The 14763-nt window shown below is 44.1% G+C and carries 15 protein-coding genes; 5 read left to right on the top strand and 10 right to left on the bottom strand.

Annotated features, from left to right (window positions below; all coding sequences use genetic code 11):
* Window positions 1-3 precede the first annotated feature (3 nt).
* Window positions 4-930: an alpha/beta fold hydrolase gene (locus ACNAN0_RS11555; protein WP_416353359.1), complete on the top strand. Its 927-nt coding sequence runs from the start codon at window positions 4-6 to the stop codon at window positions 928-930.
* Here the strand turns inward: ACNAN0_RS11555 and ACNAN0_RS11550 are convergent.
* The 10 genes from ACNAN0_RS11550 to ACNAN0_RS11505 all read right to left on the bottom strand — a co-directional run bounded on the left by ACNAN0_RS11550 (window position 925) and on the right by ACNAN0_RS11505 (window position 8030).
* A complete protein-coding gene (locus ACNAN0_RS11550) occupies window positions 925-1581 on the bottom strand; it encodes a response regulator (protein ID WP_416353358.1) in 657 nt (218 codons plus the stop codon). The genes ACNAN0_RS11555 and ACNAN0_RS11550 overlap by 6 nt on opposite strands.
* 2 nt (window positions 1582-1583) lie before the next feature.
* Window positions 1584-2630, bottom strand: coding sequence for a sensor histidine kinase (locus ACNAN0_RS11545; RefSeq protein WP_230912915.1), 1047 nt, complete (start codon window positions 2628-2630; stop codon window positions 1584-1586).
* Between the two features lie 17 nt (window positions 2631-2647).
* Entirely contained in the window at window positions 2648-3094 is a 447-nt protein-coding gene (locus tag ACNAN0_RS11540; protein ID WP_230912914.1) for a GAF domain-containing protein, read from the bottom strand.
* A gap of 39 nt (window positions 3095-3133) precedes the next feature.
* Window positions 3134-3403, bottom strand: a complete 270-nt coding sequence (locus ACNAN0_RS11535; RefSeq protein WP_416353357.1) for a hypothetical protein — start codon at window positions 3401-3403, stop codon at window positions 3134-3136.
* Window positions 3378-3974, bottom strand: a complete 597-nt coding sequence (mobA, locus tag ACNAN0_RS11530) for a molybdenum cofactor guanylyltransferase (RefSeq protein WP_416353356.1) — start codon at window positions 3972-3974, stop codon at window positions 3378-3380. Before mobA ends, ACNAN0_RS11535 begins: the two co-directional genes overlap by 26 nt.
* Entirely contained in the window at window positions 3971-4471 is a 501-nt protein-coding gene (gene moaC, locus ACNAN0_RS11525; protein WP_416353355.1) for a cyclic pyranopterin monophosphate synthase MoaC, read from the bottom strand. The genes mobA and moaC overlap by 4 nt, the downstream gene beginning before the upstream one ends.
* A gap of 299 nt (window positions 4472-4770) precedes the next feature.
* The gene (mobB, locus tag ACNAN0_RS11520) at window positions 4771-5289 is read right to left on the bottom strand and encodes a molybdopterin-guanine dinucleotide biosynthesis protein B (RefSeq protein ID WP_230912910.1); all 519 of its coding nucleotides are present in this window, start codon (window positions 5287-5289) and stop codon (window positions 4771-4773) included.
* Complete coding sequence (locus tag ACNAN0_RS11515; protein WP_416353354.1) at window positions 5268-6488, bottom strand: molybdopterin molybdotransferase MoeA; 1221 nt, start codon at window positions 6486-6488, stop codon at window positions 5268-5270. The genes mobB and ACNAN0_RS11515 overlap by 22 nt, the downstream gene beginning before the upstream one ends.
* Window positions 6489-6501: 13 nt before the next feature.
* Window positions 6502-6972 (bottom strand): MogA/MoaB family molybdenum cofactor biosynthesis protein, encoded by a 471-nt coding sequence (locus ACNAN0_RS11510; RefSeq protein WP_416353353.1) that lies wholly within the window; start codon window positions 6970-6972, stop codon window positions 6502-6504.
* Entirely contained in the window at window positions 6969-8030 is a 1062-nt protein-coding gene (locus tag ACNAN0_RS11505) for a HesA/MoeB/ThiF family protein (RefSeq protein ID WP_416353352.1), read from the bottom strand. The genes ACNAN0_RS11510 and ACNAN0_RS11505 overlap by 4 nt, the downstream gene beginning before the upstream one ends.
* 133 nt (window positions 8031-8163) lie before the next feature.
* Between ACNAN0_RS11505 and ACNAN0_RS11500 the strand changes: the two genes are divergently transcribed.
* Genes ACNAN0_RS11500 through narI form a run of 4 tightly spaced genes read left to right on the top strand, consistent with a single transcriptional unit; the run spans window position 8164 to window position 14659 of the window.
* Window positions 8164-11835, top strand: coding sequence for a nitrate reductase subunit alpha (locus ACNAN0_RS11500; protein WP_416353351.1), 3672 nt, complete (start codon window positions 8164-8166; stop codon window positions 11833-11835).
* Window positions 11825-13381: a nitrate reductase subunit beta gene (gene narH / locus ACNAN0_RS11495; protein WP_230912905.1), complete on the top strand. Its 1557-nt coding sequence runs from the start codon at window positions 11825-11827 to the stop codon at window positions 13379-13381. The genes ACNAN0_RS11500 and narH overlap by 11 nt, the downstream gene beginning before the upstream one ends.
* On the top strand, window positions 13374-13970 hold the full coding sequence (gene narJ / locus ACNAN0_RS11490) for a nitrate reductase molybdenum cofactor assembly chaperone (protein ID WP_230912904.1): 597 nt from the start codon (window positions 13374-13376) through the stop codon (window positions 13968-13970). The genes narH and narJ overlap by 8 nt, the downstream gene beginning before the upstream one ends.
* Window positions 13970-14659 carry a respiratory nitrate reductase subunit gamma gene (narI, locus tag ACNAN0_RS11485; protein ID WP_230912903.1) on the top strand — a complete coding sequence of 230 codons (690 nt, stop codon included), beginning with the start codon at window positions 13970-13972 and terminating at the stop codon, window positions 14657-14659. Before narJ ends, narI begins: the two co-directional genes overlap by 1 nt.
* The last annotated feature ends 104 nt before the right edge of the window (window positions 14660-14763 follow it).

Below are 14763 nucleotides of genomic sequence, written 5' to 3'. Positions count from 1 at the left end.
ACTTTGCAGAAACAGAGTGGGTCTTTCTTGTCTAGTGATGGGCAGCATCGGATTCATACGGTTATCTGGCTGCCCGCGCAAGAACCGAAGGCAGTGCTGCAAATCGTTTATGGGATGGCAGAATACGCCGAACGCTATGAACCAGTGGCTCGTTTTTTTACAAAACAAGGCCTTGCAGTGGCAATTCACGATCATTTAGGTCACGGCAAAAGTATCCGGAGTCGTCAAGAGTTAGGCTACTTTGGACCTAATGGGCAAGAAAACTTGATTGAGGATAGTCATCTTTGGACACAACGCCTACATCAGATTTGGCCCACAAAGCCATTATTTATTCTCGGCCATTCCATGGGTTCAATCATTACAAGCCTAGTTTTAGGGCGTTACGCTGCAGATTATACAGGTGGTATTTTGATGGGTAACGTTTATTTGCCGAAGATCTTGGCGCCGGTAATGCCTATGATTCGATGGAAAGCTAAACTAACAGCTAAGCGGCCAGACCATGGGCTGAATATACTGGCCTTTGGGTTGTATAGTTGGTACTTTGACCGCCTTGAATTTTTTTCGTGGCTGAGTAATGATCCAGCTGAAATTGAAAAATACAAACAAGATCCATTGCTAGGCTTTACTTTTACGACAAATGGCTTTTTAACATTATTTACACTGCTGCAAATGCAGGCAAAGGGCGACTGGCTTGCACAGCTGCCTAAGGACTTTCCGTTATTAGCCATCAGTGGTCGCAAAGATCCTGTGGGTGATTTTGGCAAACAACAAAAGTGGCTGGCACAGATGGTTGCCAATAATCGGTTAAAAAAAGTTACAAAAAAAGAATGGCCCGAGTTACGACACGAACTATTCTTTGAAAGGCAACCTGACCGAACACAAGTAGAAACTTATATTGCTAACTGGCTTCAGCAGCAAATGTTCTCATAATTCAATCAGATGATGATGAATCGCGTACTGAATTAATTCAGCGCGATTTTTTGTTTTTAATTTTTTCATGATGTTGGCTTTATGAGCTTCAACGGTTTTCACGGAGATGAAAAGCTGTTGGGCAATCTCTTTATTGCTATAACCTAAGGCAACTAAAGGCAAGACTTCTTTCTCACGGTTGGATAAGTTATTGTATTCTTTAAGGTCTAATTCATTGGCACCACCGGCGTTGATTGCTTCAGCCGACTCTTCAGAAAGTCGAATATTAGCATCTAAATAAGTCTCGTTTGTAATGACTTTATTCAGCGCATTAAGTAATTCTGAATCGGGTGAACTCTTGAGAATATAAGCACTGGCGCCATTTTGTAAGGCTTGGCGAATATACTCTTCTTCTTCATGCATGGACAAGATCACGATTTTAACATCAGGGAAATGTTCATGGATCCGTTTTGCCGTGATCAGCCCACTTTCGCCTGGCGGCATGGAGAGATCCATCACGAGTATGTCGATGGGATTTTGCTCGACTTTCATGTAAGTCTGGTTACCATCTGCTGCTTGATCGACCACTTGAAAATTTGCCTGTTGGTTGATCAAAAAAGACAAGCCGTTACGCACGATGGCATGGTCATCTGCGATTAAGATTTTATGCAAACTTACGCCTCCAAATGTGCGGAACGAACAGGGAACTCGACTTTGACAGAGGTTCCTTCGCCGACTTTGGAGTCAATGGTAAAGACACCATTTAAGGCTTTTACCCGCTCATTCATATTTAGTAAACCTAATGAACGGCCATTGGGTTGGGTCATCTTTTGAGTGTCAAACCCGGTACCAGTGTCAATAACTTCTAAAGATACTCGTTTATCATGGGCTAACAATAAAAGCGTGATCTCATCAGTGTCCGCATGTTTGATCGCATTACTCATAGCTTCTTGGGCAATCCGATAGAGGACGATGGCAATATCATTGGGGACCGTAATAGCTTGCAGTCGGTTGATGAACGTAATCTTAATACCGGTGTTCTCCTGCAGCCGCTGAATCAACGTTTTTAGAGCTGGAACTAAGCCAAGGTCGTCTAAGGCAGAAGGCCGCAGATCTAAAGCCATCCCTTTTACTTCATTGAGCACTTCTCGTAGTTGATTTTGAATCAATTCACCTTGATTGGCAAACTCTGCTTTAGAAGTTGTGGCTTGTTCTGAAACTAGGCGGCCGATACCCATGATGGCTGTAAAAATACCCTGAGCGATCGAATCATGTAGATCTTCAGAAATATGTTTACGTTCATCTTCGTGGGCACGGTTGATGTATTGGATCAACGATTTTTGCATCGCCAGCTGGTCCACTCGTTGTTTGGCAACCAGGCTTTTCAGCGTGATCGTATAAACATTTTGTGTTTCTGATAATTGTTGATACACCAAAGAGAAGGATAGCGGTGTATCGCTGTCCTTATTTAAAGTGACGGGAATCGTAATGTTACTTAATTGTCCTTTGATGGCGCAACCAAAGCAGTCATCACTTTCGGAATGGTCCCGCTTAATGTATGTTAAAACGATTGCCTTGAGGTAATCGAGATCAATTTGGGATTGATCAATTAAGTCTTTAGCTAAATCGTTCATTAATAAAACTTGATCATCTTGAAAAATAAACATGGCATCACTGGCCCGGGTAAAGTTCTCCATGACCCAATTAGACATTTCAAGCATAACTTAGCCTCCTTAAATTAGGAAGATTGATGGTGTTCGCTATGCTTTAAATAATACCCCAATTTTGCAATTGTTGCATGGGTAACGTTTCGATTGTCACGGTAACCTGCTAATAAAACACCAGTCACCAGTTGGGTAGTGGGGTCCACGATAGGGATGGCTGCGGCCGCAGTGAGTTTTTCTACTACGGTAATGGGCGTGTACATAAATTCTTGGGGCTGTTGGTCCAGATGATTATCAAAGTAAGGTTCACCTGTACGAATGACTAAACCAGCAATACCTAAGCCGGTTCGTAATATGATGCGTCGATAGCGTTGACTAATGTTACCGATGACATGGCGCCAGCGAATCTGACCGCCGTTCAAACGGTCTTGAATCGCCACACCGACGAAGTCAAAATCAGCATCTTGATAAATTTTTTGGACAAGTGAATCATATTGAGACTGTTCGGCTAAATCGGCCATGGTCATACCTCTTTTCAACTTCTTTCTGTCAAAGTTTTTTCAGGGCTGTTCGTAACTGACATCGATCGTTTTGGCAATGGCTTCATCTACAAATGTCTGGTAGTGCCGATAATCGGCAGCAATACGTTGAATCTGCTGCTCGGTACGGTCGATCTCATCGTCTTGCTCTAAGGAGCGAGGTTCAGCTTGGACATCTGCCATATGATTTTCAAGTAGGGTTCGGCGGATACGCAAGTCGCTTAAAGCAATTTGTAATAGCCGTTGAAAATCGCCTTGGGACATCTCAGCTTGGGCTTTCTTTATGGTCATCATGGAGACTCCTTTGATTATTATTTTGTAACTGTGATCGATAATGTGCTGGTAGAATCAGGGGCTGACAGTGGCAGACTTGTTTTAGAAAATCCTGTAAACGTCGATTGCCGGTTTGCAAGAAATGGTGGACTTCAGTAGCGTTGGTTTCAAAATGGCTAACTGTATAGTGCGCTTGATCTGAGACTTGGGCATAGACATTTTTCTGAGCCTTTAAATGGCTTAATAAATCAGTGGTCAATGCTCGATAATCAGTGGCTGTCAATAAAAAATCCAGCGATAGGTTGGTTTGTTCTGCAGCGGCATAGATACCGCTTAAAGGGCCTTGGTCAATATAGGGTGCCCGATCTTGAACGATTTGGACTTCAGGTATTGACTCAAATAGTTGGCTTAAAGCAGTGGCATTTTGAGCATTTGCGCTGACAATAACTTTAGAAACCAATGGTGCCAAGGCTTGGTAGACTTGTTGAACTTGAGGCAACTGCCCTCGGGGTTGAAACAGGGCTTTATCGGTGCCAAAGCGTCTAGAATGCCCACCAGCCAGGATCAGACCAATTGGAGCGCTCTTCATGCCTCGGTGCCATAAACGAAATGCCCACTTTTACCGCCTGATTTTTCCTGTAAATGGCAATTATTTAGGACCATGCCGCGGTCCATAGCCTTACACATATCGTAGATCGTAAGTAGGGCGGTTTGACAAGCAATTAATGCTTCCATTTCGACCCCAGTCACATTTTTAGTTTTGACTTGTACGGTTGCATAAATCGTATCTTTCTGATTGTCAGAGAAGTGGATGTCAACACCTGTCAAAGGAATTAGATGACACATGGGAATCAATTCACTTGTCTTTTTTGCAGCCATGATTCCCGCCACTTGAGCGACGGCTAAAACGTCGCCCTTTTTGATTTGTCCTTGTTGGATACGTTGTAAGGTTTCGGGCTGCATCTTGATCTCACCAACAGCAGTTGCTTGGCGAAACGTAACGGCTTTGGCTGTCACGTCAACCATTCTTGCTCGATCTTGATCATTAAAATGGGTTAATTGGTCATTGGGTTGGGATTCAGACATCGGCTTAGCCTCCTTTAAGTTTTGTCGCGGTTGTTTTGATTAAAATGTGTGCTCAGGCGCTAACCGCCTTTTGTCATCTATTTCTTAAACGTGTTCCAAAAGGCAACGTCCTCGCCTAACCACGGATCATTCAAACGGAAAGATCATCATTTATCATGATCCTTGTTAGTGCTTGGCCGTTAACCGCCTTTTGTCAGCTATTTCTTAAACGTGTTCCAAAAGGCAACGTCCTCACCTAACCACGGATCATTCAAATGGAAAGATCACCATTTATCATGATCCTTGTTAGTGCTTGGCCGTTAATCGCCTTTTGTCACACTCTTTTTTAACCAGGCTTGAAACCAAGCTTGGCGTGCTTGGGGATTGCTAAAATCTTTTAGTTTTGGGTTTGCAGCTACAATTTCTGGGAAAATACTAGCTTGGGCGATCACCTGCTGTAAAGCAGAGGGCTCAAAATCAATAGCCGTTTTATTCAAGACAATTTTTGGATAGGCAGCGGATTTATAGCCCTCAATGAGAATTAAATCTGTGTCTGGGGCAACGTATTGTTGAACCAAGCTTTCAGCGGATTGGGTGACTAGTGCTGGCTTTTGTTGGCGGATGAATATTTCAGAACGGGACTGCAAAATAATTTGCTGCGCCCCTAGCTGATGAAATTGCCCGGTATCAGTTGCCGCTTGATCCAAGCTGGCTTCGTGAGCATCATGTTTTAAAACAGCGACAGTGTACTTTTTTGCTTGGGCAACAGCTAAAAAGTCTTTAAGCACCGTGGTTTTACCACTTTTTTTATAGCCAACTATCTGTAAGGTAAGAGCCATGTCTCGACCTCGCTAAAGGGTTCAATGGGGCGATTGCTACTTGGAATCTTGAACAAGCAGGTCGTTTGCCCTAAATTGCCTAAAGCACCAGATTTATCACTACCGACTAGCTGGACATAATAGTGGTCATGACTTATGCGGAAAGTGCCTCGAAGAATGCGGTCATAACCGTTCGTTTTTTGATAAGGTTTATCTAAAATGGCTGTCACATGGCGGACTTGTGAGGCCTGCTTGGTGAATTGCTGTAAGAGGGGTTCCGCAAACAGATAAAAGCCGGTAAAACAGGCACCAGGATTGCCAGATAAAGCTACGATGGGTGTTTCTTGGTAAACGAAAGCAGTGGTCACACTCCCAGGCCGCATTTTTAATTTATTAAAAAGCAAGTTTTGCGATGATTTAGCTACTGTGGCCAAAAAATCGAAGTCGCCAACTGAGACACCCCCTGTGGTCAAGATCAGATCACAGGTCGTGACTAGCGCATTCAGCTTCTGCCGTAACAAATCATAATCATCTTCGATTTGAGTATAGGCCACAACTTCACCGCCGCATTCAGTGACGAGGCCTTGTAGTAAGGGGCCATTACTGTTATAGATACGGCCAGGCTTGAGCGGGTCCCCTGGTGTGGTTACTTCAGTGCCGGTGGTGATGATACCAACCTTGGGCGTTTGATAAACCGAAACTTCGGTGATACCAAAAGCCGAAAGCAGACTAAGGTGACCAGGATTTAACCGCGTATTTTGCGGGATCAATACATCGCCGCGTTGAAACTCAGTGCCAGTCTCCGTAATATTGGTATTTTTAGCAGTTACCATTAATTTGACTTGGTCTTTATGTTCTGCAACTGGCCGACTTTGTTCCAACATGATAACTTTACCAGCGTTAGTTGGGACAGCAGCGCCAGTCATGATTCGGACCGTTTCATTTGCTTTTAGCGGTTGATCGTAAGTGGCACCTGCTTGAATTTCAGCGACGACTTTGAATGTTTTAGGAAAATCATGGTCATCTTCAGCACGAATGGCATAGCCATCATAACCAGAGCGCCGGAAATTAGGAAAATCATAGGGTGCAGTCACGGGCTCAGCCAACACGCGTCGATCAGCAGCCGTTGTGGCTACGGCTTCTACCTTAGGTTCTAAAGTTAACGCTGCGATTTTGGCTTGGGCAGCGGTGATAGTAATGGGTTGACGTCTATCTAACATAAGTTAACTTCCTTTATTTGTGACGTTCACGTAATAGATGTGTTAGTTCAGGTAAAATAATTTGTTCTAGTGCTAAGCTGTTTGCTTTAGTTGAACCAGGCAAGATAAAGCACAATTGGTTGCGTACCGTAAAACCTGCTTCAGCGCGCGAGGCAATGGCGTGTGTGCCGACATCGGCGTAGCTCAATTGTCGGAATAGTTCACCGAAACCTGGGATCGTATCTTGCAACAGTGGCTTTAGCGCGGTAAAGGTGACGTCTCGTTGAGCAATGCCGGTGCCGCCGTTAGTGATCAGCAGGTCGTTGTCGGCCAATGCCAAAGCTGTAAAAGCGTGTTGAATTTCTAAAATATCATCTTTAACAACCAGTCGTTGCTGAACCACAGCAGTTTCGTTTTTGGTTAGGTAATTGGCAATGGTCTGGCCGGTTTGATCACTGGCCAGATTGCGCGTGTCACTGATCGTCAAAATACTAGCTTTGATCATGATTGGGCCTCCAGTTTGACTTGATGTTGGGCTAAGGCTTGTTTTAATTGTTGGTAAGCCGTTTGGGCAACCGTTTTGGTGGGGGCATCGTAGATCATTAACTTATGGTTCTTAAAAAAAGTCATTGCCAAGGTCTGCCATTTAAACTGAACGCCTAAAGGATTAGGCTGTTGTGGGATTTGTGCCGCGGTTAAATATCGTTTTAACGTGGCTACACTGACGGTTTCAGGCAAGTAAACAGCATAAACGTTAGTACCACATAAAACGCGCAGTTCGTTTTTAAAATCAGCGGCCACTTCAGTCACAGGCTGCTGGCAAACAGCGCACTGGGGATTTTTAAGGATCGTAAAAGTGTCTTGCTTTAACGTCCAATTATTAATGGTGATCAATTGGTTAAAAGCGACTTGATCAGGTGCTACGAGTAGCTTTATTGCTAAGGATACCTGTAAGCCGCTGACAATCGGAATCAGCGCTGTATTGACACCTAGCAAATCACAGTCAGTTTGTTTTAAGGCTTGCAGGTTTGGAAATAAACAAGCTAAGCAAGGCCCAGTTTGGGGGTCGATGGCCATGACTTGACCACTGACCCCAGCACAAGAACCAAAGATGTAATTGAATTTGTATTTTAAAGCCAATTGATTTAACAGCTCTCGGGCTGCAAAGTTATCGGTACAATCAATGGCTAAGTCAAATTTAGCTAGCGTTCGTAGGCGGTTTTCCGATAATTCATAAGGGTGGCTGTGCACGATCACATGATGATTGATCTTGGTTAAATTTTTTTGGAGCGCGTCAACTTTGAAAGTAGCTTGCTGGGCATCTTGCTCCGTAAAGATAGTTTGGCGCTGTAAATTCGTTAGACTGACCGTATCAGGGTCGAAAATATCTAAGCGGCCAATGCCAGCTCGAGTTAAAAGTTCCGCACAGTAACTGCCTAGCGCACCAGCCCCAACGATTAAGATATGCGCTTGGCTGAGCTGCTGTTGGCCAGCAGGACCGATTTGACGGACACGTTCTTGGCGATCATAACGATTATCTGTGAAACCATTCACGACGGACATGTGACTCACCTCACGAGTAACTGAATTAGGTTTTTCCCTAATCGAAGTATAGCATTGCCGGTGCTATCTTAGTATTAGGGAAATGACTAACAAGCATTTTGGTTACCTTACTGAAGGAAAAGGAGTTGAGGTCATGAAACAGTCCCGCTTTTTCAAGCGTGTGGAGAAGTTCAATGGGAATTTCACCCAATTAGAAGAGAACTCTAGACGCTGGGAAAAATTATACCGGCGGCGTTGGAGTCACGATAAAGTGATTCGGACGACGCACGGGGTAAACTGTACTGGCTCTTGCAGTTGGAATGTTTACGTGAAAGAGGGCATTATTACCTGGGAGCACCAAGCCACCGATTATCCATCCTGTGGTCCGGATTTTCCAGAGTTTGAACCCCGGGGGTGCCCACGTGGTGCCAGTTTTTCATGGTATGAATATAGTCCGGTACGGATCAAATATCCTTATATTAGAGGCAAATTGTGGCAATTATGGGTCCAAGCTAAGGCGGCGCACCAAGATAATTTAGTTGAAGCTTGGGCGAGTATTGTTGAAGATCCTGATAAAACAAAAACTTATAAATCGGCTCGGGGGCATGGCGGCTTAGTCCGCGTGCATTGGGATGAAGCTTTAGAGCTGATCTCAGCAATGTTAGTTTATACGATCAAGAAATATGGGCCCGATCGGTTAGCTGGTTTCACCCCAATTCCAGCTATGTCCATGATCAGTTATGCCTCTGGTGCGCGGTTCCTTTCCTTACTAGGTGGCGAAATGTTGAGTTTCTATGATTGGTACGCCGATCTGCCACCTGCATCCCCACAAGTTTGGGGTGAACAAACGGATGTTCCTGAATCCAGTGACTGGTATAACAGTCAATACATTATTATGTGGGGCTCAAATGTACCTTTGACGCGGACACCAGATGCCCATTTTATGACCGAAGCGCGCTATAAGGGGACTAAGGTGGTTGCCGTAAGTCCAGATTACGCTGAAAATGTTAAGTTCGCTGATAACTGGTTGGCACCACACCCTGGCTCTGATGCTGCTTTAGCCCAAGGCATGACTTATACGATCTTGAATGAATTTTATCAACAAAAACAAGTGCCAGAGTTTGTACATTATGCGAAGCAGTACACTGATCTGCCATTCTTAGTCTTGCTGGATCAAAGTGATGCCAATCGTGATCACTACACTTCTGGCCGGTTCTTACGGGTCAGCGATATTTCTGATGAAACGATTGCCAATGCGGATTGGAAAACTTGTGTCGTTGACAGTCATTCTGGTGAGATCGTTGTACCTAATGGGACCATCGGCCAACGCTGGGAAGATCATACCGATTGGAATCTGGTTTTGAAGGACAAAGAGGGCCACGAGATCGATCCTAAGTTAGGCATCGATGCGGACCAAACCGTGATCGCCGATTTTCCTTATTTTTCTGCTCAAGGCAACGATGTGTTACCACGGCATTTAAAGGCGCGCTGGGTGACTTTTGCAGATGGCAGTCGTCATTTAGTTACCACGGTTTATGATTTGATGCTTTCCCAATATGGCTTGCCGCAAATGGCTGAGGACGATTTGGCTGCTAAAGGTGCCACGGACGCTGACAGCCCTTATACACCTGCATGGCAGGAAAAAGTGACTGGCGTTAAACAAAGTATTTGTGTGCAAATTGCTGAAGAATTCGCCCAAAATGCCATTGACAGCGGTGGTAAATCCATGGTGATCATGGGTGCAGGGATCAATCACTGGTTCAATAGTGATATGACCTATCGAGCCATCTTTAATTTAGTTCTATTAACTGGCTGTGAAGGGGTTTCTGGTGGCGGCTGGGCCCATTACGTTGGCCAAGAAAAATTACGGCCTCAAGAAGGCTGGGCAACTGTGGCTTTTGCCAATGATTGGCAGGCTGGTGGTGCACGTCAACAAAATGGGACTTCTTTCTTCTACTTTGCCAGCGATCAATGGAAATATGACGAGCTAGATAATAAGGCTTTGAAGTCGCCGGTCAAAAAAATTCAGCACGCTTATGATCATCCCGCTGATTATAATCAATTGGCGGCCCGCTTGGGTTGGCTGCCAAGTTACCCACAATTTGACCGCAACTCTTTAAGTTTTGCACAGGATTATCAAACCAATAATTTGGATGAGATCAAAGCTAAAGTTGTTTCAGAATTAAAAGCTGGCGCGCTGAAATTTGCCATTGAAGATCCGGATGCCCCCCAAAATGCCCCGAAAGGGTTATTTGTCTGGCGCTCCAACCTCTTTACCTCCTCTGGCAAAGGGCAAGAATACTTTATGAAACATTTGCTGGGTGCGGAAAATGGTCTGTTAGCTAAGACTAATGATCAATTTAAGCCTGAAGATATGGTGTGGCATGAAGATCCTGTGGAAGGTAAGTTAGATCTAGTCGTCGACTTGGACTTCCGGATGGTTTCCACACCAATGTATTCAGATATCGTCCTACCAGCTGCTACTTGGTATGAAAAAGAAGATCTCTCTAGTACCGATATGCATCCTTTCATTCATCCTTTCAATGCGGCGATTACACCACTATGGGAGTCGAAGAGCGATTGGGATATTTTCAAGAATTTGGCTAAGAAGTTCACTGAATTAGCTAAAACAGAATTACCAGAAACACAATATGATTTGAAGACGCAACCGCTAGGCCATGATTCGCCAGCTGAATTAGCCCAGCCACTAGGACAGATCAAAGATTGGAAGAAAGGTGAGATCGAACCTGTCCCAGGTAAGACTATGCCGATCTTGCAATTGATTCCAAGAGACTATACCCAAGTTTATGATAAGTACGTGGCTTTAGGTCCAAATGCTGGCGGTAAAGTTGGGGCAGATGGTATCAGCTATTCTGTTGCTGAGCAGTATGAAGAATTAAAGACGCGCAATCATACTTATTTAACACCCGGTGTGAATCAGGGCTGTCCTAAGATCGACCAAGCCAAAAAAGTCGCTGACGCTATTTTGATTTTATCCAGTGCTTCTAATGGCGCAGTGGCGCAAAAAGCTTGGGCAGTGGAATCAGAACATACGGGCCTAGACTTGAACCATATTGCGGCCGGTCGCGCTGAGGATAAAATGACCTTCAAGAGTATTACCGTGCAACCACGGGAGGCTATTCCAACGCCGATCTTCTCCAGCTCCAAGCATGACGGTGAACGTTACTCACCATTTACGGTCAACATTGAATATCTCGTGCCATTCCGTACGTTGACCGGTCGGCAGCAGTTTTATATTGATCACGAGATTTTCCAAGAATATGGTGAACAATTGACTACTTATAAGCCAACTTTGCCACCACAAGTCATGGGACCTAAAGATACCGAGATTGCTGATGCCAAAGAAATTACACTGCGTTATATGACACCGCACGGTAAGTGGAATATCCATACGACTTATCAAGATAATTTAGAGATGCTGACGTTATTCCGTGGTGGACCTAATGTTTGGTTAGCTAATGAAGATGCGCTTGAATTAGGTATCAAAGACAACGATTGGGTCGAGCTTTATAACCGTAATGGGGTCGTGACAGCCCGAGCGGTTGTCAGTCACCGCATGCCAAAAGGTTCCATGTATATGTATCATGCGCAAGATATGGATATTCAAGAACCACTCTCTAATATTACGGGTAATCGTGGCGGGAGTCATAATGCACCAACACAGATCCATATTAAGCCTACCCAAATGGTCGGCGGCTATGCGCAACTAAGCTACGGCTTTAACTATTATGGTCCCATCGGCAATCAAAGAGACTTATATGTTAATGTCCGGAAATTAAAGAAGGTGAACTGGAATGAAGATTAAAGCACAAATCGGAATGGTTTTGAACCTGGATAAGTGTATTGGCTGCCATACCTGTTCGGTCACGTGTAAAAACACCTGGACCAATCGCCCGGGGGCAGAATATATGTGGTTCAACAACGTGGAAACCAAACCTGGTGTGGGTTATCCTCGCGGTTGGGAAGATGAAGACCACTATAAGGGCGGCTGGCAGCTCAACAAAAAAGGTAAGTTAGAATTAGTGGCCGGGAACAAATTGAATAAGATTGCGCTAGGTAAGATCTTTTACAATCCTGATATGCCTGAGTTAGATGATTACTATGAACCTTGGACCTATGATTACCAAACGCTATTTAACCCAGAAAAGAAACATCAACCGGTAGCACGGGCAAAATCACAGATCACTGGCCAAACGATGGACCTTCAATGGGGCCCCAACTGGGATGATGATCTAGCTGGTTCCCAACACACGCAAGAAGATCCGAATGTGAAGAAGATCCAGACTGAGATCAAGACTAATTTTGAAAATGCCTTTATGATGTATTTACCGCGTTTATGTGAACACTGCTTAAATGCCCCTTGTGTGTCTTCTTGTCCGAGTGGTGCCATGTATAAACGTGATGAAGACGGTATCGTTTTGGTTGATCAAGAAAAGTGCCGCGGCTGGCGTTTTTGCATGACTGGTTGCCCTTATAAAAAAGTCTATTTCAACTGGAAAACGAATAAAGCTGAAAAATGTACTTTCTGCTATCCAAGAATTGAAGAAGGCTTACCAACGGTTTGTGCGGAAACTTGTGTGGGTCGGATCCGTTATATCGGCGCAATTTTATATGATGCGGACCGTGTTCAAGAAGCAGCTGAAGAACCAGATGAAAAGAAACTTTACGAACGTCAATTAGATTTGTTCTTAGATCCTAATGATCCAGAAATCATTGCTGCTGCTCAAGCAGCTGGTATCGCTGATGATATGATTGAAGCCGCCCAAAATAGTCCGATCTATAAGATGGCCGTTGAAGAGCGGATCGCCTTTCCATTGCATCCAGAATATCGCACAATGCCAATGGTTTGGTACGTACCACCGCTGTCACCAATCATGAATTACTTTGAAGGTAAAGACTCGATTCATAATCCAGAAATGATTTTCCCTGGTATTGATGAAATGCGGATCCCAGTAGATTATTTAGCAAGTATTTTGTCTGGCGGCAATACTGAAGTGATCAAGAACGCACTATATAAGCTCGCTATGATGCGGCTGTATATGCGGGCTCGGACTTCTGGTAAAGCGTTTGATACTGATAAACTCGATCGGGTTGGCTTGACTGAAGATTCAGCGACAGCACTTTACCGCTTATTAGCCATTGCGAAATACGAAGATCGGTTTGTCATTCCTAAAGCTCATAAAGAACAAGTGGAAAATGCTAGCGCGGAACAGGGCGGTTTAGGTTATGAAGAATGTAAAGGTTGTTCTTTAGCCAATATGCATGCCGGTATGTTTGAACAGTCTAAAGCAGGTAAATCCTCAGAAGAGATCTATGCTGAGAGCTTTTATGGGGGGATTTGGCGTGATTAATCTAGCCCAATTGGATCAAAGCCGGGGTGATTTCTATACGCTGTCCCATTTGATCGACTATCCACAAGCTGAAATTCAAGGTTCAGATTTTATGGCTAATTTTGAACGTGAGTATGATGCCAATTCGGCTGAGAAAGCCCAAGTACGTGACATCATCTCGGCGTTTCAACAACAACCGTTAACCCAGCTGCAACAAGAATATGCCAGTCTTTTTGACATGAATAAGCGTTTTACCCTCTACTTAACATTTTATCGCTTTGAAGATTCTCGGGAACGCGGCGGTGTCTTAGCCAAACTAAAGATGCTTTACGAGATGTTTGGTGTTTCCGCCGTGGATCAAGAATTGACGGATTATTTACCATTGATGTTAGAATTCTTAGCCTACGGTGACTGGGAAAATGAAGTGGCCGAACGTTTAAAAGATCTACAATTACTGTTTTCAGTAGTTGAAGACGGTACCTATCAATTATTGCAAAATGGAATGATCTATGCGGACAAACCTTACTTCAAGCTGATCCGTGTGATTCGTCAAGAACTTGGTAAATGTGTGGCGCAGCACCAGATCAACGCACAACAGGAGGTGAAATGATGGCACATCCAGTGGATTGGTTCTTTTGGACCGTCTATCCGTATTTGATGTTACTTTCATTTTTCTTTGGCACCATCATTCGGTTTGCCTTTTATCCCGCTTCAGTAACCGCTAAGTCCAGTGAATTACTAGAGAAAAAGAAATTAATGGTCGGCAGTATTCTCTTTCATATTGGCATCATCCTAGTATTTTTTGGTCATGTGGTTGGTATCTTAGTACCGAAATTATGGACAGATGCATTAGGCATCCCGGATCATATCTATCACCTATTTGCTTTAGGCGGTGGCGGTGTTGGTGGCGGCTTAGCATTGATTGGCATGCTGATCCTGACTTATCGGCGCTTTAGTGATGCCCGGGTGCATCTTGCAAGCTCTACCAGTGATTTGATCGTCAATGTGGCTTTGTTGGTGACAATTATCTTAGGTCTAGCTGCTTCATTTATCGCTGGGCCTAGTCATCCAGCTTTTAACTATCGAGAAACGTTATCCGTTTGGGCGCGGCAATTGTTCTATTTCCGGCCAAATTATTTATTGATGGTGTCAACACCAATGTTATATAAGATCCATGTTGTTTGTGGTTTAGCGATTTTTGGGTTCTTCCCTTACACACGACTGGTTCATGCTTTAGCATTGCCGTGGCAGTATATTTACCGGCGCTATTTGGTTTATCGCCGAAAACCACAAGTTTAAATATAGAAGTGTTTGTAAACAGATAGAGAGTGAAAGCAAAGTGTTAATTTTGTTTTCACTCTCTTTTTCTAAGGCCAAAATAGGTGTGCATTTTAATACTTAAG

This window comes from Agrilactobacillus fermenti (assembly GCF_047943045.1).
Classification (GTDB): domain Bacteria; phylum Bacillota; class Bacilli; order Lactobacillales; family Lactobacillaceae; genus Agrilactobacillus; species Agrilactobacillus fermenti.
The sequence above is the reverse complement of the archived record's forward strand: the minus strand, read 5'-3'. Positions and strand labels throughout refer to the sequence as shown.

Bases quoted from the DNA above. Each gene is read 5' to 3' on its own strand.
- mobB (WP_230912910.1), bottom strand. From the start codon at position 5,289: ATGGCTCTTACCTTACAGATAGTTGGCTATAAAAAAAGTGGTAAAACC.
- ACNAN0_RS11500 (WP_416353351.1), top strand. From the start codon at position 8,164: ATGAAACAGTCCCGCTTTTTCAAGCGTGTGGAGAAGTTCAATGGGAAT.
- mobA (WP_416353356.1), bottom strand. From the start codon at position 3,974: ATGAAGAGCGCTCCAATTGGTCTGATCCTGGCTGGTGGGCATTCTAGA.
- ACNAN0_RS11510 (WP_416353353.1), bottom strand. From the start codon at position 6,972: ATGATCAAAGCTAGTATTTTGACGATCAGTGACACGCGCAATCTGGCC.
- ACNAN0_RS11545 (WP_230912915.1), bottom strand. From the start codon at position 2,630: ATGCTTGAAATGTCTAATTGGGTCATGGAGAACTTTACCCGGGCCAGT.
- ACNAN0_RS11505 (WP_416353352.1), bottom strand. From the start codon at position 8,030: ATGTCCGTCGTGAATGGTTTCACAGATAATCGTTATGATCGCCAAGAA.
- narI (WP_230912903.1), top strand. From the start codon at position 13,970: ATGGCACATCCAGTGGATTGGTTCTTTTGGACCGTCTATCCGTATTTG.
- ACNAN0_RS11540 (WP_230912914.1), bottom strand. From the start codon at position 3,094: ATGGCCGATTTAGCCGAACAGTCTCAATATGATTCACTTGTCCAAAAA.
- ACNAN0_RS11515 (WP_416353354.1), bottom strand. From the start codon at position 6,488: ATGTTAGATAGACGTCAACCCATTACTATCACCGCTGCCCAAGCCAAA.
- ACNAN0_RS11535 (WP_416353357.1), bottom strand. From the start codon at position 3,403: ATGACCATAAAGAAAGCCCAAGCTGAGATGTCCCAAGGCGATTTTCAA.
- moaC (WP_416353355.1), bottom strand. From the start codon at position 4,471: ATGTCTGAATCCCAACCCAATGACCAATTAACCCATTTTAATGATCAA.
- narH (WP_230912905.1), top strand. From the start codon at position 11,825: ATGAAGATTAAAGCACAAATCGGAATGGTTTTGAACCTGGATAAGTGT.